At 46.0% G+C, this 20,751-nt stretch carries 20 protein-coding genes; 14 read left to right on the top strand and 6 right to left on the bottom strand.

Annotated features, from left to right (window positions below):
• The 5 genes from VIM88_RS09625 to VIM88_RS09605 form a co-directional block, all read left to right on the top strand.
• Positions 1–885 (top strand): sodium:solute symporter family transporter (locus VIM88_RS09625; RefSeq protein ID WP_414717495.1); only part of this gene is annotated, 885 nt, incomplete at its 5' end.
• Between the two features lie 43 nt (positions 886–928).
• Entirely contained in the window at positions 929–2,755 is a 1,827-nt protein-coding gene (locus VIM88_RS09620; RefSeq protein ID WP_331862675.1) for a putative nucleotidyltransferase substrate binding domain-containing protein, read from the top strand.
• Positions 2,756–3,370, top strand: a complete 615-nt coding sequence (locus VIM88_RS09615) for a 3'-5' exonuclease (RefSeq protein ID WP_331862674.1) — start codon at positions 2,756–2,758, stop codon at positions 3,368–3,370. It abuts the gene before it with no gap.
• 19 nt (positions 3,371–3,389) lie between these two features.
• On the top strand, positions 3,390–5,354 hold the full coding sequence (gene acs, locus VIM88_RS09610) for an acetate--CoA ligase (protein ID WP_331862673.1): 1,965 nt from the start codon (positions 3,390–3,392) through the stop codon (positions 5,352–5,354).
• A gap of 25 nt (positions 5,355–5,379) precedes the next feature.
• Positions 5,380–6,276, top strand: coding sequence for an AEC family transporter (locus tag VIM88_RS09605; RefSeq protein ID WP_331862672.1), 897 nt, complete (start codon positions 5,380–5,382; stop codon positions 6,274–6,276).
• A gap of 15 nt (positions 6,277–6,291) precedes the next feature.
• Here the strand turns inward: VIM88_RS09605 and VIM88_RS09600 are convergent, their stop codons facing one another.
• From VIM88_RS09600 to rpoD, 4 genes are read right to left on the bottom strand one after another with little or no spacing between them, the layout of a single operon-like run.
• Positions 6,292–6,900 carry a tRNA-uridine aminocarboxypropyltransferase gene (locus VIM88_RS09600; RefSeq protein ID WP_331862671.1) on the bottom strand — a complete coding sequence of 203 codons (609 nt, stop codon included), beginning with the start codon at positions 6,898–6,900 and terminating at the stop codon, positions 6,292–6,294.
• Positions 6,884–8,083, bottom strand: coding sequence for an MFS transporter (locus VIM88_RS09595; RefSeq protein WP_331862670.1), 1,200 nt, complete (start codon positions 8,081–8,083; stop codon positions 6,884–6,886). The genes VIM88_RS09600 and VIM88_RS09595 overlap by 17 nt, the downstream gene beginning before the upstream one ends.
• A 9-nt stretch (positions 8,084–8,092) precedes the next feature.
• Positions 8,093–8,851: a competence/damage-inducible protein A gene (locus tag VIM88_RS09590; protein ID WP_331862669.1), complete on the bottom strand. Its 759-nt coding sequence runs from the start codon at positions 8,849–8,851 to the stop codon at positions 8,093–8,095.
• Between the two features lie 20 nt (positions 8,852–8,871).
• Positions 8,872–10,725 carry an RNA polymerase sigma factor RpoD gene (rpoD, locus tag VIM88_RS09585; protein ID WP_331862668.1) on the bottom strand — a complete coding sequence of 618 codons (1,854 nt, stop codon included), beginning with the start codon at positions 10,723–10,725 and terminating at the stop codon, positions 8,872–8,874.
• Between the two features lie 141 nt (positions 10,726–10,866).
• Between rpoD and VIM88_RS09580 the strand changes: the two genes are divergently transcribed.
• From VIM88_RS09580 to VIM88_RS09555, 6 genes are all read left to right on the top strand, one after another.
• Positions 10,867–11,364 (top strand): 3-isopropylmalate dehydratase small subunit, encoded by a 498-nt coding sequence (locus VIM88_RS09580; protein ID WP_331862667.1) that lies wholly within the window; start codon positions 10,867–10,869, stop codon positions 11,362–11,364.
• A gap of 73 nt (positions 11,365–11,437) precedes the next feature.
• Entirely contained in the window at positions 11,438–12,508 is a 1,071-nt protein-coding gene (leuB, locus tag VIM88_RS09575) for a 3-isopropylmalate dehydrogenase (RefSeq protein WP_331862666.1), read from the top strand.
• Positions 12,509–12,587: 79 nt separating this feature from the next.
• The gene (locus tag VIM88_RS09570) at positions 12,588–13,736 is read left to right on the top strand and encodes a CCA tRNA nucleotidyltransferase (RefSeq protein ID WP_331862665.1); all 1,149 of its coding nucleotides are present in this window, start codon (positions 12,588–12,590) and stop codon (positions 13,734–13,736) included.
• Between the two features lie 36 nt (positions 13,737–13,772).
• On the top strand, positions 13,773–14,609 hold the full coding sequence (gene purU, locus VIM88_RS09565; protein WP_331862664.1) for a formyltetrahydrofolate deformylase: 837 nt from the start codon (positions 13,773–13,775) through the stop codon (positions 14,607–14,609).
• 166 nt (positions 14,610–14,775) lie between these two features.
• Positions 14,776–15,270, top strand: coding sequence for a tRNA (cytidine(34)-2'-O)-methyltransferase (locus VIM88_RS09560; protein WP_331862663.1), 495 nt, complete (start codon positions 14,776–14,778; stop codon positions 15,268–15,270).
• 14 nt (positions 15,271–15,284) lie between these two features.
• A complete protein-coding gene (locus VIM88_RS09555; protein WP_331862662.1) occupies positions 15,285–15,434 on the top strand; it encodes a hypothetical protein in 150 nt (49 codons plus the stop codon).
• 34 nt (positions 15,435–15,468) lie between these two features.
• Here VIM88_RS09555 and VIM88_RS09550 read toward each other — a convergent pair whose 3' ends face one another.
• Positions 15,469–16,017: an HPP family protein gene (locus VIM88_RS09550; protein WP_331862661.1), complete on the bottom strand. Its 549-nt coding sequence runs from the start codon at positions 16,015–16,017 to the stop codon at positions 15,469–15,471.
• A 320-nt stretch (positions 16,018–16,337) separates the two neighbouring features.
• Between VIM88_RS09550 and glyS the strand changes: the two genes are divergently transcribed.
• Together glyS and VIM88_RS09540 are read left to right on the top strand one after the other, a co-directional pair.
• A complete protein-coding gene (gene glyS, locus VIM88_RS09545; protein WP_331862660.1) occupies positions 16,338–18,386 on the top strand; it encodes a glycine--tRNA ligase subunit beta in 2,049 nt (682 codons plus the stop codon).
• A gap of 5 nt (positions 18,387–18,391) precedes the next feature.
• The gene (locus VIM88_RS09540) at positions 18,392–19,516 is read left to right on the top strand and encodes an FAD-dependent oxidoreductase (RefSeq protein ID WP_331862659.1); all 1,125 of its coding nucleotides are present in this window, start codon (positions 18,392–18,394) and stop codon (positions 19,514–19,516) included.
• Here the strand turns inward: VIM88_RS09540 and VIM88_RS09535 are convergent.
• Complete coding sequence (locus tag VIM88_RS09535) at positions 19,508–20,272, bottom strand: arginyltransferase (RefSeq protein ID WP_331862658.1); 765 nt, start codon at positions 20,270–20,272, stop codon at positions 19,508–19,510. The two genes, VIM88_RS09540 and VIM88_RS09535, sit on opposite strands and share 9 nt — an antisense overlap.
• 147 nt (positions 20,273–20,419) lie before the next feature.
• Here VIM88_RS09535 and VIM88_RS09530 point away from each other — a divergent pair.
• The coding region (locus VIM88_RS09530; protein WP_331862657.1) for a methyltransferase at positions 20,420–20,751 on the top strand (332 nt) is incomplete at its 3' end.

The raw sequence follows: 20,751 nt of genomic DNA, 5'->3' as shown, positions 1-20,751 counted from the left end.
GATCCTATTTCAGCGATCTCACTTGGTATTGCTTTGATGTTCGGTACAGCGGGTCTTCCACATATCCTTATGAGATTCTTTACAGTTGCAGATGCAAAAGAGGCTAGAAAGTCAGTATTTGTTGCAACAGGTTTGATCGGGTATTTCTATGTTCTTACATTTATCATGGGATTCGGTGCTATCGTTCTTGTACTTGGAGACCCGGCTGGTTCTTATTTGGCAGCGGATGGTGTTACACTTAAAGGTATGAACAATATGGCAGCTGTTTGGTTGGCTCATGCGGTAGGTGGAGATTACTTTTTAGGATTTATCTCAGCGGTTGCATTTGCTACGATCTTGGCAGTTGTTTCCGGTCTTACACTTGCAGGTGCATCGGCTATCTCACATGATCTTTATGCCAATGCATTTGCAAAAGAGAAAGTAGATGAGAAAAAAGAGATGAATGTTTCAAAAATGGCTACAATTGCTATTGGTATAGCGGCTATCTTCTTTGGTATTGCCTTTGAAAAGCAAAATATTGCATTCGTTGTGGCACTTGCATTTACGATCGCAGCATCTGCTAACTTCCCTGTCCTCTTTATGTCGATCTTCTGGAAGAAGCTTACGACAAGAGGTGCAGTGCTCGGTGGCTATGTCGGACTTATCTCCGCACTGGTTCTGGTCATTCTAGGCCCTGCGGTATGGACCGAGATCCTGGGCAATGCAGAAGCGATCGTTCCCTACAAGTTCCCTGCGGTATTCTCTGTGCCAATGGCATTCATAGCCATCTGGTTCTTCTCCATCACGGATAAGAGCGAGGATGCGAAAAGATGTGAAGAGGCGTTTGATGCACAGGACATCAGATGCCAGACAGGGATCGGGTCTCATGGAGCAGTATCCCATTAATGGGCATTTTCCGGGGTTTCGTCCCTGGTGACAGGAAGCTGAAGTGATAACACTGGTAGAAAACTTAAAAGCACATCCGCCTTTTTCGATCCTCGACAAAAATGAGTATGCCCGTATCGAAAAAGAGGTGCAGATCGCATATTATCCTGATGATACCGTGCTGATACACAAAGATGAGATCCCTCAGACCCTGTTCGTTGTGATAAAAGGTACTGTTGAAGTACTTGATGAGAATGAAGAACATATTGATATCTATCAAACGAATGATACCTTCGGGGGTATGGAGATCATTGAAGATCAGCCTTCGGCATATCATTACAAAGTGACAGAAGAGTTGATATGTTTTGAGATATCCAAAACAACATTTTTGGATCTTTGTGCAAGCAATACGCAGTTTAACAATTATTTCTTTTCAAGCATTGTTGAACGTATCGATCTGCTGAAGGAGAAGAATGAATATGCTTCCATGAGCGACCTTATGGTCGCCAGGCTCGATGGATCCATTCTGCATAAAGCGTATGTCACTGCGCCGGATACACCCATTGTAGAAGCGCTTAAGCGTATGGATGAAAAGGGTGCTACGTGTTTATTGGTAGAGAATGATGACGGATACGGGATCGTGACGGATGCTGATTTCAGATACTATATTCTTCACAAAGAGGAAAAAGGTCTGGAAAAGATCTCGCAGATACAGAGTACTCCTGCTATCACCACGAAGAAAGGAGAACTTCTTTTCAATGTACTGCTTTTGATGACAGAACATGCGATCAAGCATCTTCCCGTATTGGATGAAGCAAACCATGTGGCAGGGATACTGGAACTGGTGGACCTGGTAAGCTTCTTCTCCAATCAGTCTCATTTGATCACGGTTCAGATGGAGAGGGCAGAGGATCTGGAAAGTGTGATCGCTGCAGCAAAACGCCTGGATGTGATGGTAGGGGCACTGCATGCAAAAGGGGTCAAAAGCAGGTACATCGCCAAGCTGGTCTCCGAGATCAACAAAAAAATGTATACAAAGCTGTTTGAAATGATCATCCCCCGTGAGTGGCATGAGAAGTGTACGCTTGTATTGCTCGGCAGCGAGGGGCGTGGTGCCCAGATCCTCAGAACAGACCAGGATAATGCTCTTGTCTTTGAAGAGGGTTTTATGCCCGAGGATGCACCAGCGGTGACGCAGAGATTTATCGAGGCACTCGATGAGGTGGGTTTTCCGCGCTGCGAAGGGGATATCATGATGATCAATCCGAAGTGGTGCAAACCGATCGATGCATACAAAGAAGACATCTATGATTGGATCGAAGCGCCGACCTATGAGAAGTTCCTGGATATGTCCATCGTTTTCGATTCAACCCCTGTGGCAGGAAATAAAGCGCTCCATACGGAATTGATCGACTATCTTTTTGATAAAGTAGAACAGAACAACACAGTACTGATGCACTTTGCAAGAGCGATCGAGACCTTTGAGTCTCCCTTGGGACTTTTTTCCCAATTTGTACATGACAAAGGGCATAAAAATGAAATTGACATTAAAAAAGGTGCGCTTTTTGCACTGATACACGGGGTGCGTTCACTGGCTTTGGAACATAAGATAAGAGCGACCAATACCACCGTGCGTATCAAAGAGCTCAACAATGCAGGTTTTTTCAGTAAAGAAGATGCCACCGATATGATGGAGGCATTGGAAATACTCAATACCCTGAGACTGCATGCTCAGCTTGACGAACTGGCAAAAGGGAAGCCGATCGATAACTATATCTCCCTGGATAAGATGGGAAAACTGGAACGTGACCTTTTGAAAGAGGCACTTAAAACGGTGAACAAGTTTAAAAAGGTAGTGAGTTATCACTTTCACCTTTCTGTGGTAGGTTAAATGTTTACGTCATTAAAAAAGAGATGGAACCGCAGAAAGCTAAGGGATGAACGCTTTACCTTTTTGTTCGATGCCCCTTCTGCAGAGGAGATCGTTGTTTTTGACTGTGAGACGACAGGACTTGACCCAAAAACGGATGATATCATCTCGATCGGTGCTGTGAAGATCAAGGGAAACAGGATCCTTACCGATGAAGCGATACATATCTATGTCGATCAGGAGAAAGAGATCGACCCTAAAAGTATTACGATCCATCAGATAAGGAATTGTGATCTTTACGGGGCGGTCCCGCTGAAAGAGGCCATAGAAAAGTTTCTTTATTATATTGGGAATAGACCCCTGGCAGGTTACTATCTGGAGTTCGATATGGCGATGGTAGATAAATATATCAAACCGATGTATGGGATCACCCTGCCCAATAAACAAGTAGAGGTATCCTCGATCTATTATGACAAAAAGATCCAAACCATACCTCAAGGAAATATTGATCTGCGGTTCGATACGATCTTGAAAGACTTGGGATTGCCCAGGCTTCAAGCCCATGATGCATTGAACGATGCTATTATGACGGCCTTGATCTATCTTAAATTAAAACATATAACACGAGTACATTAAATTATAAACAGGAGAGACAATGTTACAAGAACTTTATCAACCAAACCCGGATTTTTCAAAAGAAGCAAGAATAAAAAGCATGGATGAATACCATGCACTGGTCAAAAAAGCAACGGAGGATTATGAAGGTTTCTGGAAAGCCTATGCAGACGAGAAGATCGACTGGTTCGAACCGTACGATACGGTACTGGATGAATCCAATGCGCCGTTCGTGAAATGGTTCGACGGCGGAAAACTGAATGTCGCGCACCAGTGTATAGACCGTCATCTAGAGACACAGAAAAATAAAGCTGCGATCATTTTCGAAGGGGATAGAGGGGACAAACAGGTCATTACCTATCTTGACCTTTTTTACAATGTGAACAAGTTCGCCAACCTGCTTAAAGAAGATTTCGGTGTACAAAAAGGGGACAGGGTGGTCATCTATATGCCAATGATCCCTGAAGCGGCCTATGCCATGCTCGCCTGTGCACGTATTGGTGCCATCCACTCTATTGTATTTGGCGGATTCTCTTCAGAAGCACTGCGTGACAGGATCGAAGATGCGGAGGCCAAAGTGGTGATCACGGCAGACGGCGCTTACAGAAAAACAAAACCCTACATGCTCAAACCTGTCGTGGATGAAGCATTGACAGGCAACACACCGGTTGAAAAAGTACTGGTCGTGGAGAGAAACCATGAAGAGGTTACCTGGGTAGCAGGACGTGACTACTCGTACAATGAGCTGATCCAAAACAAATCGGGTAAATGTGACGCTGAACCGATGGAGAGCGAAGATCCGCTCTTCCTGCTCTATACTTCAGGAAGTACAGGGAAACCAAAAGGGGTACAGCACAACACAGCAGGATATATTCTCTGGGCACAAATGACGATGGAGTGGGTCTTTGACGTGAAAGAGAACGATACCTACTGGTGTACGGCAGATATCGGCTGGATCACGGGACATACCTACATTGTCTATGGGCCGCTTGCCATGGGTGCCACCACGGTCATGTTCGAAGGGGTGATCACCTATCCAGATGCAGGACGTCCCTGGAAGATGGTGGAAGAACACAGGATCAACCAGTTCTATACCGCGCCGACAGCGATACGTGTACTCCATAAAACAGGTGAAGATGAACCGGCCAAATATGACCTTTCCTCGCTGAAGGTGCTTGGAACGGTAGGAGAACCGATCGATCCGCCGGCATGGAAATGGTACTATGAAGAGGTGGGTCAAAGCAAATGCGCGATCGTGGATACCTACTGGCAGACGGAGACGGGAGGGCACATTGTTTCTCCGCTTCCCGGTGCCACACCTATCAAACCGGCCTGTGCCACACTCCCGTTACCGGGAATCATGGCTGAGATCCTCGATCCTGAAACAGGTGAAAGAGTAGGAGAGGGTGAAAGCGGATATATGTGTGTCACACGCCCTTGGCCTTCCATGATACGTGGGGTATGGGGTGATGATGAGCGTTTCAAAAAATCTTACTTCGGTGATGTGGTCAAAGACGGCAAACCGGTCTACTTCACCGGTGACGGTGCTGTCTATGGCAAGAACGGCTATATCACGATCACCGGGCGTACCGATGATGTGATCAATGTATCCGGACACCGTATGGGTACAGCTGAAGTGGAAGCAGCGATCAAAAAGCATAGCAATGTCGCTGCCGTGGCAGTGGTCGGTAAACCGCATGACCTGAAAGGAGAAGGGATCTTCGCCTATATCGTACTCAAATCTGTACCGGAGGCACACAAAGATGATGCAGCCAATGAACTTGAGACGATGAAAGAGATCAATGCGATCATTAAAACGGAGATCGGTAACATTGCATTGTGTGATGATATGGTCTTTGTTCCGGATCTTCCAAAAACAAGATCCGGGAAGATCATGAGAAGGATCCTCAGGGCACTGGCAAAAGGTGAAAAGATCACGCAAGACACTTCTACATTGGAAGATCCTACGATCGTCGGGCATATCGAGGCACTGATCAACGCATAGAAGATCATGGAAGAGGGTTGATCGTTTGGAAAATTTTGTTTTGATCGCACTGGCTATTTCGGTCGGGTATCTGTTCAGTAGATCGGGTATCTTCCCGGAAGGGTCAGCAGCGATATTAAATAAGTTTGTGATATTCATTTCTCTTCCTGCGATGATACTGCTGCAGATCCCCAAACTTTCATTCTCTACGGAGTTTGTGATCCCTATCATCGTTGCATGGAGTGTGACGATCGTCACTGCCATGATGACACTGACGGTCTCGAAGCTGCTTCATTTTACCAAAGAGGTCACCGGTGCTTTACTGCTGGTCGCCGTATTGACCAACTCCTCCTTTTTGGGGATCCCTCTCATTCATGCCTACCTGGGAGCAGAAGCACTGCCTTATATTTTGGTCTATGATCAAATGGGTACCTTCTTGGCACTCTCGACCTATGGCATATTTGTCGCAGCTTACTATTCAGATCAAAGTGAGATCGGTTTGAAGACCATGGCAGTAAAAGCGCTTACCTTTCCACCGTTCATCGCGTTGCTCATCGCACTGTTCTTTGTCAATACCGCTTTCCCTGCTGTGATCTCGAACGTACTCTCTGCTTTAGCCGACACCATCGTACCCGTTGCGCTGGTTGCCGTGGGACTGCAGCTGCAGTTCAGACTTCCAGGCCATGAAATAGTGCCTTTTGGCATAGCGCTGGTTATCAAGCTGATCATGGCTCCCCTGATAGCGCTCGCGGTAGTTTCCCTGGCCGGATGGACAGGTCTGGCAGCAGGTGTGTCGGTCATGGAGGCAGGGATGGCACCGATGGTCACAGCAGGAGCGATGGCCTCTTTGTACGGACTGGCCCCAAGACTCACTTCCGCGATCGTCGGCTATGGGATACTGATCTCGTTTTTTACCACAGCAGTATTGTTTACCTTGCTATAGCCTCTGCCTCGCTTATCAGCCCCAGGTGAGCTGGTACTCCACCATCTTTTCAAAAGGCAGTAAAAACTGATCCAACTTTTTATTTTCTATCTCTTCCATGCGATGCGTGTTCAACAGCTTTAAGAGACAGAGCGTGGACTCCATGGTACTTAGGCAATACGCTTTGGGCTGTTCTTTGAAAGTGAACTTTGAGACTTCTGTATGGGTAAAACTGACTTTTGGCAATGCATCGATATTGGGACTTGAGGCAAGTATGGCCTTTGAACAGGGCCAGGTAGCGTCTATCAGAAAAATAACGGTATTTTTTTGTTCTTCGGCGATGGATACTTCCGTAAGATCGATACTGTTTTGATGCGGGTAGAGCGTGTAACAGCTATTGGCCGGGTCCTTTAGGATGTCATTGATGGCTCTATGTTCTGTAAAATCAATGCCTACATATATCTCGCAGTTCTTCAAAGAGAGGTTCGTAAAATGGCCGGTACCGTTTTTCGTTTTTCTAAACTCTTTGGGATGCATCAGGATGACAAACCGTGTCTTTGTCTCTATGGGAGTGATGTATCGGCACATACATGAGCTTGCAGGGCGATAGCAGGTATAGCAGATGTTTCTAGGTGCTTTTTTCATCGATATACTGCTTTTTAAACCAACGATAGTATCCTGCGACCACGATAAACCCAAACCCTAAAGTGAAAGTGATCCCCTCGAGTGACAATCCCCATTTGGAAGCATATCCTATGAACATCGCTGTGGCGACATTGGAAAGCATGAAGAACATATCATTGTAGGAGATGACCCTTCCCATATACTGCGCATCCGTCTCCTCCTGTATCATCAGGTAGGTGTATGACCAGAGCGTGGTGATAAAGAATCCGGTGACAAAAAGTCCTATCAGTGCCAGATAGAAATTATATTCTAGGGTGGACCAGAGTATGATGGCGAGCCCCTGCATCACAAAAAAATAGTGCAGGTTCTTTTTTGAAATGATCCTGCTGATGATAAAAGGCCCTATCATCAGACCTATGGCGCGTGTGGCGTTCATCCAGCCTATGGCAAGCGGGACGGCTATCAGCTCTTTGTACTTGAAGTCTGCAAGCAGGGTGATGAGGGCATCGAAGCTGGTAAGTCCTATGGATGCATGAAGCAGCAAGAGATGGAGTATTTTTTTATTGGCTATCAGGTAGCCAAATCCATCTTTGAACATTTTCCAGTTCGAATCGATATGCTCCACCTTTTCAAGTGAAAGTTGTAGACCCAGCAAGAGCAGTACCGCTATACCGTATAAAAAGGCATCGATCAAAAAGGCAGTATCAAAGCCCATAAAGTGCGTTGCCAGGCCTCCTACAGCCATCCCTGACGCATAGCACAAGGACCAGATGATCGAGTGTATCTCGTTGGTATTCTTCAGCATTTTTCCCTGTACAAGTTTGGGGAAAAGCGCCATCTCTGCAGAGAAGAGCATGGAAGAGGCAAAAGAACGTATAAAGATGAGCATCATCAGGATCCATAGGTACTCCAGGGAGTTGATGAAAATAAACCCCAGGGTCATTGTAATCTCGGTCAGCAGAAGCGTCAGCATAAGCTTTTTGAAGTCAATACGGTCAATGATGATGCCTATCAGGGGAGCAAGGATCACAGCGGGCAGCATTGCCATCGCCGCAGTAAGGGCAACGGTGATCTCATCGGCACCATAGGCCACGATCATGGAAAAAATAGCTACCTGAGAGAACCAGGTGCCAAAATAGGAGATCAGCTGGATCAGTGAAAGCCGTGCGATCACCGGGTGTTTGAGCGTTTCTATATAGGTCATGTATGCTGCTTAATTTTCATTGTGCCCATCTTCTAAACTGTAGGGTATCTTCCTTTTTTCAAGCAGTTCTATATACATATTGAATGATTCAAGTGCCAGCTGTGCATCGGTGGATGCCACAGAGATAGATACTCTCCATCCGTCAGAGTATAACTTTGGCAAGGAGGAGTACTCAACGCCCTCTGGCATTTTTTCCATGACCTCTATAAAGACATTCTCCTTGCAAAGTGCCGTCAGGGTGTGACGATAGTACGTTCTTTTTTCCGGAAGGAGTTCGGCGAGTATCTTCTCGACCATGGGGTGGCTCATCTCCGGGAATCCCGGCATAAAGAAGTAGCGCTCATCCAAAGCAAACGCAGGCATTTGATTGACAGGGTTTTCCAGGAGCGTGGCCCCTTCGGGAAGTTCAGCCATACGTACAGAGTAGGGATAGGCTTTGTCACCCAGTCTGTTCACGATGATCTCTTTGGCTTCCTGATGTACATGAAGATCTCCGTCTCTCAGTGCAATGGCCGCACATTTCCTGGTATGGTCATCCGGTGTAGAACCGATGCCGCCGAAAGAAAAAAGTACAGCATTTTCCTGTGCAGCGATGAACTGGAGTGTTTGAACGATCAGTGCAGGGTCGTCTTCTATAATAAAAGAGCCTGAAAGCCTATGCCCCTTTTGTGCCAAGGCATTGGTGACAAAGTCAAAGTGTTTGTCACTCCTCCGGCGGTTCAGGATCTCTGTACCTATAATCAGGGCAAAAAATCTAGGTTCAGACATCATTATCCTTTACTGAAGCCTTATTCTTCAATATAGTTTTTAAGCTTTCTTCCTACTTTAGGATGTTTGAGTTTTTTGATCGCAGAGGATTCTATCTGACGGACCCTCTCACGTGTCACATTCAGCTCTTTCCCTATCTCTTCGAGTGTTCTGTCACTCTCATCTTCAAGAATACCAAAACGCATACGTATCACGGCTTTTTCTCTTTCGTTTAGCTGGTCAAGTACATCATCGATCTGGTTGTTCAGGTCATCTTTCAGTACCACATCGGTCGGACTCAGCGTGGTCTTGTCTTCGATAAAGTCACCAAATCTACCATCATCCTCATCTCCCACAGGGGTTTCAAGACTGACAGGCTCTTTAGTGATCTTGATGACATTTTTGACCTTGTCCACAGAGAGTCCTACCTCTTCGGCGATCGTATCAAGATCAGGTTCTTTCCCTGTTTTCTGAAGGTGTTTACGTATGATCTTGTTGATACGGTTGATCGTTTCTATCATGTGAATAGGGATACGGATCGTTCTGGCCTGATCTGCGATCGCTCTGGAGATGGCCTGGCGTATCCACCATGTCGCATAGGTAGAGAACTTGTAACCTTTTTCATACTCGAACTTATCCACCGCCTTCATCAGACCGATGTTTCCTTCCTGGATCAGGTCAAGGAACGGAAGCCCTCTGTTCGTGTAGCGTTTTGCGATAGAGACGACCAGTCTCAGGTTCGACTTTGCCATACGTGTCTTGGCCTTTTCGCTTTTTGCCTTACCGCGGCGTATCTGGTCCAAGATCTCCTGGAGCTTCTCTTCAGAAAGGTCAAATCCGCCTTTACTTGCTTCTCTTGTCTCAAAAAGCTTTTTGATCTCAACGTAGGTGCTTACCATCGTCGTCTCGGGCACCGCATCGATAATATCTTCTTTGTCCATATTGACGATGTTATCAAGTATCTTTTTATGGTTGGCTTGGAGTGCTTCATTGAAAAGCGGAAGCTTGTATTCCAGGCGCTTGAGCTCTTTCTCAAAGCTGTCATCGCTTGTAAGTGCAGTTTCCATTGCCTTTACCAGTTCATTGATAAGCTTGGAGGTAGGTCCAAGGTTCAACAGGGCAGCCTTGAGCTGCTCTTTTTTGAAAGCGATTTTAAGACGTTCATGAAGGATCGCGACAGGATCTGTTTCATTTTGCATAAATGTATCCAGATCGTCACGCGCTTTCATCCACTCTTTTTTTGCTTTTTCCAAACGCTTGAAACTGTCTACGACCTGTTTGACCCTTTTGTCATCTTTTGGGAGAGAAGTATCTCCATCCTCATCATTGTCATCTTCATCTTCATCCTCATCATTGTCGGACTTGTCATCTTCAAAACTTTTAAAAAGCTCTTTTACACGTCTTTCACGATTGAGCAGAGGCTCTTTGTAGTTGATGATGTAGCCTATCAGATAGGGGACGGAACAGATGGCATCGATAATGACATCTTCTCCCTCTTCGATACTCTTGGAGAGCTCGACCTCTTCTTCTTTGGTCAGCAGAGGGATCTTACCCATTTCACGCAGGTACATCCTTACTGGGCTGTCGGAACGGCTCCATTCAAGGAGCTCTTTCTCTTTGTGCAGGTCGAAATGCTCTTCGCTGTCACTTTCGAGAAGTTTTTTTCTTGCTTCCTCTTTTTTCTTTTTTTCTTTTCCGGTGAGGAGTTGTGCATATTCTGAAGCAGAAACGATCTCGACCTTTGCATCTTCTGCAAGGGTATGGATCTTTTTTGCCTGTGCCGCTGTGGGCTGTTTGCTAAACTCTTTAGCGATATTTTCAAGGGTGACTGCATCCCCTTTTTTCTTGGACTTGATCAACGTCTCTATACTTTTCATACTATCTTTTACTGCCATTGAAAACCTTCAGGGATAATTAAGGTTGGATTATACCGAAATTTTATTGATTTTAAGCATGAAATTTGTTAAATTTTATTTTTTTAGCTATAATCGCGAAAATTTTATGAGGAACTATGCCTCATTACGAAGGAATTTACTTTGCAAGGTAAAGTTTGGAAATTTGGTGATAATATCGATACGGATCTTATTATTGCAGCAAGATATCTTAATACAAGCGAGCCGTCAGAACTGGCAATACACGTGATGGAAGATGCAGACCCGGAGTTTGTTTCTAAAATGGCGGAGGGTGACATCATTGTGGCCGGTGAGAACTTTGGCTGCGGCTCAAGCCGTGAGCATGCACCGATCGCATTAAAGGCAGCAGGTGTAAGTGCGGTGATCGCCCCTACATTTGCACGTATCTTTTATAGAAACGCATTCAATATGGGGCTTCCTATTTTTGAGCTTGCTGAATCAGCAGAGATCAATGAAGGGGATGTGGTAAGAATAGATATGGCAGCAGGCGAGGTCATCAATGTGACTCAGGGGAAAACCTATAAGTTCTCTCCTATCCCTGAATTTATGCAGGAGCTTGTAGATGCAGGCGGTCTGATCGCCTATGCAAAAAAAGAGATCGCAGCGCAAAAGAGATCGTAAGGTTTACGGTCTATATGGAGTTTCTTCAGTCTGCTGAAGAAATTCGTCGTTTATTAAAAAAGGAAAATAGAGTATGGGTAAAAGTTATAGAATTGGTGTGATCAGAGGTGACGGTATCGGACCCGAGATCATTGATGAAGCTATAAAAGTATTGGATGCGGTCTCTGTGGCACAGGGGTTCAACCTTAAGTATGAAGAGCTGCTCCTTGGCGGTGCTGCGATAGATGAGACCGGTGTACCGTTGCCAGAAGATACGATCCAGGGTGTCAAAAAGTGTGATGCTGTGCTTTTTGGCGCGATCGGCGGACCAAAATGGGATAATCTGGAGAGACATCTGCGTCCTGAAACAGGGCTTTTGGGTCTGCGTAAAGAGATGGGGACCTTTGCAAACCTCAGACCGGCAATGGTCTATGATGAGCTGGTCAATGCATCCAGCCTTAAACCTGAAGTCATCAAGGGTGTGGACATCATGGTCGTACGTGAATTGACAGGGGGTATCTACTTTGGACAGCCAAGAGAGCTTCAGAAAGATAAGGCCTTTAACACCATGGTCTATACACGGGAAGAAGTAGTGCGTATCGCAGTGGTGGCATTTGAGATCGCTATGAAGCGTAAAAAACGCATCTGTTCCGTGGACAAGGCGAATGTACTTGAAGTAAGCCAGTTCTGGAGAGAGGTCGTTGAAGAAGTGGCCAAAGACTATCCCGAAGTCGAACTTTCCCATATGTATGTAGACAATGCAGCGATGCAGCTTATTCGTGAGCCAAGACAGTTTGACGTGATCCTGACAGGAAATATCTTCGGTGATATCCTCTCGGATGCTGCGAGTATGTTAAGCGGTTCTATCGGTCTGCTTCCAAGTGCAAGTACAGGCAAGGGAATAGGGCTGTTCGAACCGATCCACGGTTCTGCACCGGACATCGCCGGACAGGGCATCGCTAACCCGCTTGCCACGATCTCATCTGCGAGCATGATGCTTCGTTATGCCCTGGGCGAAAGTGAAGCAGCGGACAAGATAGATGATGCGATCAAAAAGGCATTGAGCGAAGGGTACCGTACCGGTGACATTGGCGATTATGATGCCAAAGAGATCTGTACCTGTACAGAAATGGGTGATATCATCGCCGATTATGCAAGCAAATAGAACGTAATATTGAAGGTTCCCTTTTATGGGAACCCCTCCTGCTGGTTTTATGACCAGACTATGATACAAAAGGGATGCCATGCCCATTATCAGATCTTTTCCGCATTTTTTCTCACAAACAGACATTCCGATATATCAGGACATAAGAACGGTCACCGACTATTTGACACAGGAGTATCATGCCAAGTGCTATGTGGTGGGCGGTGCTGTGCGTGACCGTATCCTTGGGCATACCTGCAAAGACTATGACATCGAATGTTTTGGCATCAGTGTAGAAGATTTTGAGACCGCGATGGACCATTTGGATGCAGAGGGAGTGGGCAAGAGCTTTTTTGTCTATAAGTATCATGACCTGGATATTTCACTGCCCCGGACCGAGAGAAAAGTGGCCAGGGGGCATCGCGGCTTCGAAGTCTCACTGGCACTGGAAGAAAAAGAGGCATCCAAAAGACGTGACTTTACGATGAATGCATTAATGTATGATATCCAGAACGAGCAGATACTTGATTTCTGGAATGGCTTGAAGGATATAGAAGAGAGAGTGATCCGTGTGGTCGATGAAGAGACATTCGTGGAAGACAGTTTGCGTGTATTGCGTGCGATGCAATTTGCAGCACGCTATAGGTTTAAAGTGGAAGAGAAGAGCTGCAGGCTTTGTCAGCGTATTTCTCTGGATGATCTGCCCAGCGAACGGATATTCAGAGAGTTTGAAAAGATGTTCATGGGGAAGTATCTGCACTATGGCCTTTATTATCTCTCTGCATTGGGCATCGCGCAGCAGCTTTTGCAGCTGCAGATCGAAAAGAACAGCTTTATCGCCTTAAGCAGGGTATTGCAAAAAAGCCAAACATATTTTGTAGAGCAGCTCAGACCCTACTATTTTCTTTTTATCTGCAGCAGGTATCTCCCTCTGGACCTCAATGAGGTATTGAACAGGCTGGGTGCACCAAAACATTATTATAAGAAAGTCATGACCGCACCTCTGCCGACAGAGATCAGCATCGAATTCATAGCGAATACGGCACTGAAAGAGGGGATAGCGGCGTATGTAGGAAACTATCATCCTGAGGTGGTGGCTTTGGCGAAGAAACTGGATGTATGGGACAAGCCTTTTGATCGGGGAGTCACACCTGCCGAACTGATGGAGGAAGGCTTTTCCGGAAAAGAACTGGGCGAGGAGCTCGAGAGGCGTACCAGAGAAAAAATCGTGAGTTTGAGAGAAAAATAGGTATAATTTCACAATTTAATATCAACTAGGGCAAAGATGGAAAAAACAGCAAGGGTTCTAATAGACTGTAAAGATGCAAAGGGATTGGTATATGAGATTGCCAAAGTATTTTACGACAGAGGTCTAAATATCGATAACAACGGTGAATTTGTTGATAAAGCGCATGGACGGTTTTTTATGCGTACCGTCGTATCCGGCCTATTTGATGTGGCGGAACTTTTGAATGAACTTAAAACCGTTGCCCCATCAGATGCACATATCAGGGTGGTAGAACCCAAGGACAAAAAGATCATCCTGATGGCGACAAAAGAGTCCCATGCCCTGGGTGATATCCTTGTGCGTCATGCAAACGGTGAACTTGATGCACAGATAGAGTGTGTCATCGCAAACCATGATACCCTGGAGACCTTTGTACGCAGATTTGATGTCCCTTTCTTTCATGTCCCTGCAGAGGGTAGAAGCAGAGAAGAGCATGAAGAGCTTGTGATGAAGCTTATCAATGAATTTGACTTTGACTATATCGTGCTTGCAAAATATATGCGCATACTTACCCCTGACTTTGTCAAGGCCTATCCTGAAAAGATCATCAACATCCACCACTCTTTTCTTCCGGCCTTCATAGGGGCCAATCCTTATAAACAGGCATTTGAAAGAGGGGTAAAGATCATAGGCGCTACGGCACACTTCGTGACGGATGATCTGGATGAAGGGCCTATCATCGCGCAAGACGTGATCCCGGTCAATCACCGTTATACCTGGAAAGATATGCAAAAAGCCGGACGTGATGTGGAAAAGGTAGTACTTTCACGGGCTTTGGCACTGGTACTGCATGACAGGGTCTTTGTCAACGGCAATAAAACGGTGGTCTTTTAATCATAAATTGTATTCAAACATGCATTCGTGTTCTTTGTCATTGTGAACGACCTTGTAAGCGTAGCGATTCGAGAACAGTGACGATTTTTTGTTTCGTTTTTTCTAAAAAAATGAAAAGAGAAACAATGCCACAGGTTAAATAAGTGGAAACAGGAGTAAAATATATATGTTTAATATTGTACTGGTAGAACCACAGATTCCTCAGAATACGGGAACGATAGGGCGTCTCTGTGTCAATCTGGGTGCGACCCTGCATCTTATCAAACCCCTCGGCTTTGACATTGATGACAAAGCGGTCAAGCGTGCAGGGCTTGACTACTGGAAACATCTTGACCTGGTGGTATGGGAAAGTTTTGAGGCCTATCTGAAGGTACATCCAATCACCCGAAACAGCTACATGGCAACCACCAAAACCGACAACCTCTACTTCAATGCCCCCTTTCAAAAAGGGGATCATATTCTGTTCGGTTCAGAGACCAGGGGGATTGACGAAAAAGTACTGCTTGCACATCCTGAACAGTGTATCACGATCCCGATGGGCGGCAAAGGCAGAAGTCTCAATCTTGGTGTCAGTGTCGGCATCGTCATCTATGATGCGCTGCGTCAGAACTATGAGGGGTTTGAAAAGATCACTATCGCCAATACACTGGAAAAGAAGTAAGGGGAAGGGAAGTCATGGCATTTGGAGATATCTTTTACCTCATTGCGCTCTTTTTATTTGTGTTTATCACATTCGGTATCGTAAAAAATTATTACAAGAGCAAGTTCGATCAGGAAGGCAGACGCATCGATATGCAAGAGGACGATAACGACACCGGTGCTTAGCCTGCCTGCCAGAACCGCGTAGTTTGAGCTCTGATCATACCCAGTAGACCGGGTAGTGTCTTTTGGGGTCTATGGACATGTTGTTGACAAATAAAGCGACCATCAGCATCAGAAAAGCACCGACCAATACCGGGTTCAGCACATACCAATATCCCAGGTCCTGTACCCTTTCCCCACCGATCACAGCGATCAAAGCGGTGGCACCTCCGGGAGGATGCAGGGTCCGTGTCAAATGCATCACGGCGATGGAAGCGGATACCGCCAGGGCACTGGCGAGCACAATATGTTCTTTAAGCAGCAAAGCGATCGTTACGCCGACCAGTGCGGAAAGCACATGCCCGCCGATCAAATTTCTAGGCTGCGAAAACTCTGCCAGAGGGGCACCGTAGATCAGCACCGCGGTCGCGCCGAAAGATCCGATCACAAACAGGGAGCCCTCGTCACCGCTGCCCCATACCTCTCCCAGATAGGCGACCAGTAGTATCCCCAGAAATCCTCCGACCGAGGACCAGATGATCTTTCTGACCGGTTTCCTGGGAGGACAATGCCCCTTGGTTTTCATACGTGAAAAGTAGTTCTTCATATCGCTTCTCTTACCTAAAAATAGGAGAGACACACGCTCTCCCGTTCTTTCTTTGTTTTCATAGCATAGAGTATACAGAAAATCTCCGCGTATCTTTAAAGCTATGAAAATTTGAGAAGCTTTTAGCCTGTCCTGTGTAAAAATTATACAGTGATACATACCCTGCCTGAGCTATTTGGGGAGATAGAGCAGTAAGGAGTGCCATAAGAGATACCCAGGTCGCTGAGAGCCATTTTTACGCTCCTGTGCAGGTGCCAATCTGACTATTAACGAACTTTTAGATAGAATTGTACCAATTTTTATTTACTAGGATCATCTAAATGACACAACCACTCCTTATCGAAATCGGTGTAGAAGAACTTCCGGCTATTCCACTACTGAAAATTGTATCTGACATAGAGAAATCTTGGAAAAATATATTGGAAGCGTATAAGCTTTCCTGCGACTTTGAATTTGTCTACACACCCAGAAGGCTTGTGCTGAAACACGCTGATATGGCTGTAAAACAGGCAGACAGTACGGTAGAGTTTTTCGGTCCTCCTGTGGCCGCTGCACTGAAAGAGGGAGTGCCTACAAAAGCGGCTGAAGGCTTTGCGGGGAAATGCGGGGTCTCTTTTGATGCACTCGGACGCGCCGAAAAGAACGGTAAAGAGGTGCTTTATTTTAAAAAAGAGGAAAAAGGGTCCGAGACGGTTTCACTGCTTCAGGAGATGCTGGAGAAGTGGATAGACGCTATGTCTTTCGGGAAAATGATGCGCTGGGGTTCAAGAACGGATGAGTATATCCGACCTATCAGATGGCTGCAGGTGAGAATGGGCGATGCCTCTGTGCCTGTAGAACTTTTCGGTGTACATTCCGATACAAAAACCTATGTGCATCGTATGGTGACCTATGATGCGGTGGAGGTTCCAAGTATAGACGCCTATGAGGGCATTCTGGAAGAGTGTGCCGTGATGCTGTATCCTAAAGAGAGAGAAGCGAAGATATTGGCCGAGTTCGATGCGCTGGAGTCAGCACATAACATCATCATAGAAAGAGACAGGGCACTGCTTGCGGAAGTGGTAGCCATCACGGAGAACCCTAAAGCACTGGTAGGCACATTTGATGAACTTTTCCTGCAGCTTCCGCCTGAGGTGATCATCACCTCCATGAAAGAGCACCAGCGGTACTTCCCTGTATTTGAAAAGGGGAAAATAGCCAACAAATTTGTGGTGGTCAGCAATGCCTATACCGATGACTACAGAAAAGTGATCGCAGGCAATGAGCGTGTGCTTAAGCCGCGCCTGGCGGACGGACTCTTTTTCTATCAAAATGATCTGAAGAACGGGCTCAGCACAGAGGGGCTTGAAAAAGTACAGTTCATTGATGGCCTGGGCACGCTGGCCGATAAGATCAAAAGAGAAAAGAATATCGCCATCAGACTCCTTGCGCTGTATATGGACCAAGTGGAAGCGGGGACAGGAAAAAGTTCGGCTGCACTTGAAAAAGCGATGGACAGGGCAGTGACCCTTGCAAAGGCCGATCTTATGAGCGAGATGGTGTATGAGTTTACAGAGCTCCAGGGGCTTATGGGGTACTACTATGCCAAGGCCCTGGGCGAAGAGGAACTGGTCTACACGGCGATCAAGGAACAGTATATGCCGGTCGGTGAAGGGGCAGAGCTTCCAGGTTCCGTCTTCTCATCCATCGTGGCGATGAGTATCAAACTGGACACACTTTTCGGGCTCTTCAGTGTAGGAAGGATACCGACAGGTTCAAAAGATCCTTTTGCGCTTCGCCGTGCGGTCAATGGTATTATCCGTATCGTCACAGCCTATGACCTGAGTTTTCATATGGATGATATCATGACACTGCTCAAAGGAAACTATGATGCGTTTGATACAGAGCTTCTCAGTGATTTTATCCTGGAACGTATCTACAAGTCATTTGATGCCAACCCCTCGGTCATCGCAGCGGTATTGGCTTCAGGGGAAAGAGACATCAACGAGATGGCGAAAAAAGTAGAAGCTCTGAATGGGATCGTGAACCAAGATACGTTTAAAGAGCAGTTCACTACTTTCAAGCGTGTGGCGAACATCTCCAGGGATGTAGATCTGGAATCAAGCCTGGAGATAGATATCACCTTGTTCAAGGAAGATGCGGAAGTGACACTCTACAATGCCTATGAAAAAGTGATCAATGCGACGTACCATGATTACAAAGAAGAACTCGAAGCACTTTTTGGTCTGAAGCGCGAACTGGATGGGTATTTTGATGATGTGCTTGTCAATACGGAGGATGAAGCATTAAAGAAGAACAGACTCCACACGATAGGGTCTGTCTACAAGACCTTCAGAAACATTGCGGACATCAAAGAGATCACGGTCTAGACACCATGTCTAAGAACTATGATACCCTCATCATCGGTGCAGGTATCGCAGGTGCCGCCACGGCACATGCATTGACACAAAAAGGACAGAAGGTCCTGGTACTGGATAAAAAGGGTATCGCCTCTGGCGGTTCCGGTGCAGCCGGTGCTTTTGTCTCTCCCAAGATCGGGAAAGGATCCCCGCTTCAATCACTGACCAATGAAGCATTCTCTTTTGCGAAAGCATTTTACCTTGCCAACTCTCCGCAGCATTTTCATCAAACCGGCGTGATCCGTATCCCAAAAGATGAAGCGGATGCCCAGCAGTTTTCCGACTATGCACCTTTCAATGAGAACAGGTATCAAATTTACAGCAAAGAGCAGCTCCATGCACAAGGCATACGTTGTGACCTTGAGAGTTTTTACTTTCCTGAGGCCGGGGACTGTGATGCCAAAGCGGTTTGTGAAGTGTTGCTCTCAGAGATAGATGTGCTGCAGTATGAGGTAAGGAAGATCAGACAGGAAGAGGATGTATGGCATGTAGGTGCGTATAGCGCCAAAAACCTGGTATTGGCAACAGGGTATGAGAGCGATCTGGCAGATCTGCGTTATATGGGGATCAGGGGTACCTGGGGAACCAGAGGAGACTTTGCGTCAGACCTGGAGCTGCAAGTGAGTATGCACCAAAACATCTCCATAGGAGCCAATGTGAACGGGGTTATCAAACTGGGTGCGACGCATGAAAAAGAGGTGAAGAAACCTGTGCCCTGTCAAGCAGGACAAGCCTTGGTTCTTAAAGAAAAAGCCTCTTCTATCATCGATACTTCAGACCTGGAGCTGAAAGAGGTGTTCTGCGGCATGAGGGCAGGCTCGAAAGACTACTTCCCCCTGGTAGGAAGGGTCATAGATGTAGCCACGATGCTTGCAGCCCATCCTGCCATTGTCAGAGGGGCCAAACCCGAAATGCGCTATAGGGAGAACCTTTATATCTGTAACGGTTTGGGGGGCAGAGGTTTTGTCTTTGCACCGCTGATGGCCAAACAGCTGGCCGACTGTATCGTCGAAGGCAAAGAGGTGGACAGCAGGGTCAATGCGGACAGGCTTTTCCTGAAGTGGTGCCGGAAAAGTACAGAGCTCGACTTTTTAAGATAGGTCCGGCTTTTCCCAGGTTTCCCATACCGGTTCTTCCGAGACGTGGGGGAAACCATCGAGTATCTCCTGCGGCTGGAACCTTGGTTTATAGGCAAAGGCTTTACAGCCGTCTACCCAGTACCCCAGGTAGATCCAGGGCAGTTCAAGTATCTTTGCCAGCTTCACCTGATAAAGCAGCGAATAGGTTCCAAGCGAAAGATTGGCATAGTCGGGGTCATAATAGAAGTAGATGGAGCTTATCCCGTCATCCAGAACATCGATGAGGTCAACACCGATGAGCTTGTCATCTTTGACGTAGAGTACCTCTTTACCGAAATCATGTGCACCGTCCACAAAGTTTTCATGGTACTCGCGATGTGATATGTTCTTGTGCTGCCAGCCGTCTTTTCTATGTTTGAAGTGGTGGTATTTGTTGTACAGGTTGATATGTGCCTGCGTCAGTGTAGGGTTTTGTACTATGATCCTGGTATCGGCATTCCGTTTGATGGCTTTTTTTTGTGATTTGGTATAGTGGTAGTCCGCAGCATTGATCCGGACGCTTTTACACTCATTGCATCCATTGCAGATCGGGTGAAAGAAGTATTTTCCGAAACGTCTCCACCCTCTGGCTATGACGGCAGTGGCAAATTTTTTGCTGGCATGACTGACATATTTGTAGTTCATACGTACCTTGTTGCCCGGCAGGTAGGCACAGTCATAGTCGAGCATAGAAAAATCTGTTGATGGGGGATTCAGTAAATCTAGTTCTTCGTTCATAATTGCGATTATACTGAAAATATTGTAAAATTCATAAAAAAAAGGTCTTATTTGTTTCTCTATCAACCTACGAGCGGTTACTGTTATAACAGTGATTCAATCTTTTTATATGATTTTATCTCTTCTTTTAAGCCAAAAGGCAGATTATTGGATGTAGGATGCGGTGTAGGGATCATATCACTTTTGTTGAGCAGAGATTTTGATATAGAGACGAGTATTATAGATAAACAGCAAAAGATGCTTGATTATGCAAAGCATAATTTTGCGATCAATGACCTGGAAGTTCAAAGTTATCTTGGAGATTTTACGCTGTGGGAGACAGATGAGAAGTTTGACTATATCATTTCAAACCCTCCTTTTTATGACTCGAACGTACAACAGAGTGAAAATACACATCTTAACATAGCCAGATATGCACATCATCTGCCTATTGATGATTTTATACCTAAGGTCAAAAAACTCTTGAAACCCAGAGGGTA

This window comes from Sulfurovum sp., from assembly GCF_036568385.1.
GTDB lineage: Bacteria > Campylobacterota > Campylobacteria > Campylobacterales > Sulfurovaceae > Sulfurovum.
The sequence above is the reverse complement of the archived record's forward strand: the minus strand, read 5'-3'. Positions and strand labels throughout refer to the sequence as shown.

Coding starts and splice junctions, on each gene's coding strand:
- VIM88_RS09615 (WP_331862674.1), top strand. CDS start 2,756: ATGTTTACGTCATTAAAAAAGAGATGGAACCGCAGAAAGCTAAGGGAT.
- acs (WP_331862673.1), top strand. CDS start 3,390: ATGTTACAAGAACTTTATCAACCAAACCCGGATTTTTCAAAAGAAGCA.
- VIM88_RS09600 (WP_331862671.1), bottom strand. CDS start 6,900: ATGAAAAAAGCACCTAGAAACATCTGCTATACCTGCTATCGCCCTGCA.
- VIM88_RS09595 (WP_331862670.1), bottom strand. CDS start 8,083: ATGACCTATATAGAAACGCTCAAACACCCGGTGATCGCACGGCTTTCA.
- VIM88_RS09590 (WP_331862669.1), bottom strand. CDS start 8,851: ATGTCTGAACCTAGATTTTTTGCCCTGATTATAGGTACAGAGATCCTG.
- rpoD (WP_331862668.1), bottom strand. CDS start 10,725: ATGGCAGTAAAAGATAGTATGAAAAGTATAGAGACGTTGATCAAGTCC.
- leuB (WP_331862666.1), top strand. CDS start 11,438: ATGGGTAAAAGTTATAGAATTGGTGTGATCAGAGGTGACGGTATCGGA.
- VIM88_RS09570 (WP_331862665.1), top strand. CDS start 12,588: ATGCCCATTATCAGATCTTTTCCGCATTTTTTCTCACAAACAGACATT.
- purU (WP_331862664.1), top strand. CDS start 13,773: ATGGAAAAAACAGCAAGGGTTCTAATAGACTGTAAAGATGCAAAGGGA.
- VIM88_RS09560 (WP_331862663.1), top strand. CDS start 14,776: ATGTTTAATATTGTACTGGTAGAACCACAGATTCCTCAGAATACGGGA.
- VIM88_RS09555 (WP_331862662.1), top strand. CDS start 15,285: ATGGCATTTGGAGATATCTTTTACCTCATTGCGCTCTTTTTATTTGTG.
- VIM88_RS09550 (WP_331862661.1), bottom strand. CDS start 16,017: ATGAAGAACTACTTTTCACGTATGAAAACCAAGGGGCATTGTCCTCCC.
- glyS (WP_331862660.1), top strand. CDS start 16,338: ATGACACAACCACTCCTTATCGAAATCGGTGTAGAAGAACTTCCGGCT.
- VIM88_RS09540 (WP_331862659.1), top strand. CDS start 18,392: ATGTCTAAGAACTATGATACCCTCATCATCGGTGCAGGTATCGCAGGT.
- VIM88_RS09535 (WP_331862658.1), bottom strand. CDS start 20,272: ATGAACGAAGAACTAGATTTACTGAATCCCCCATCAACAGATTTTTCT.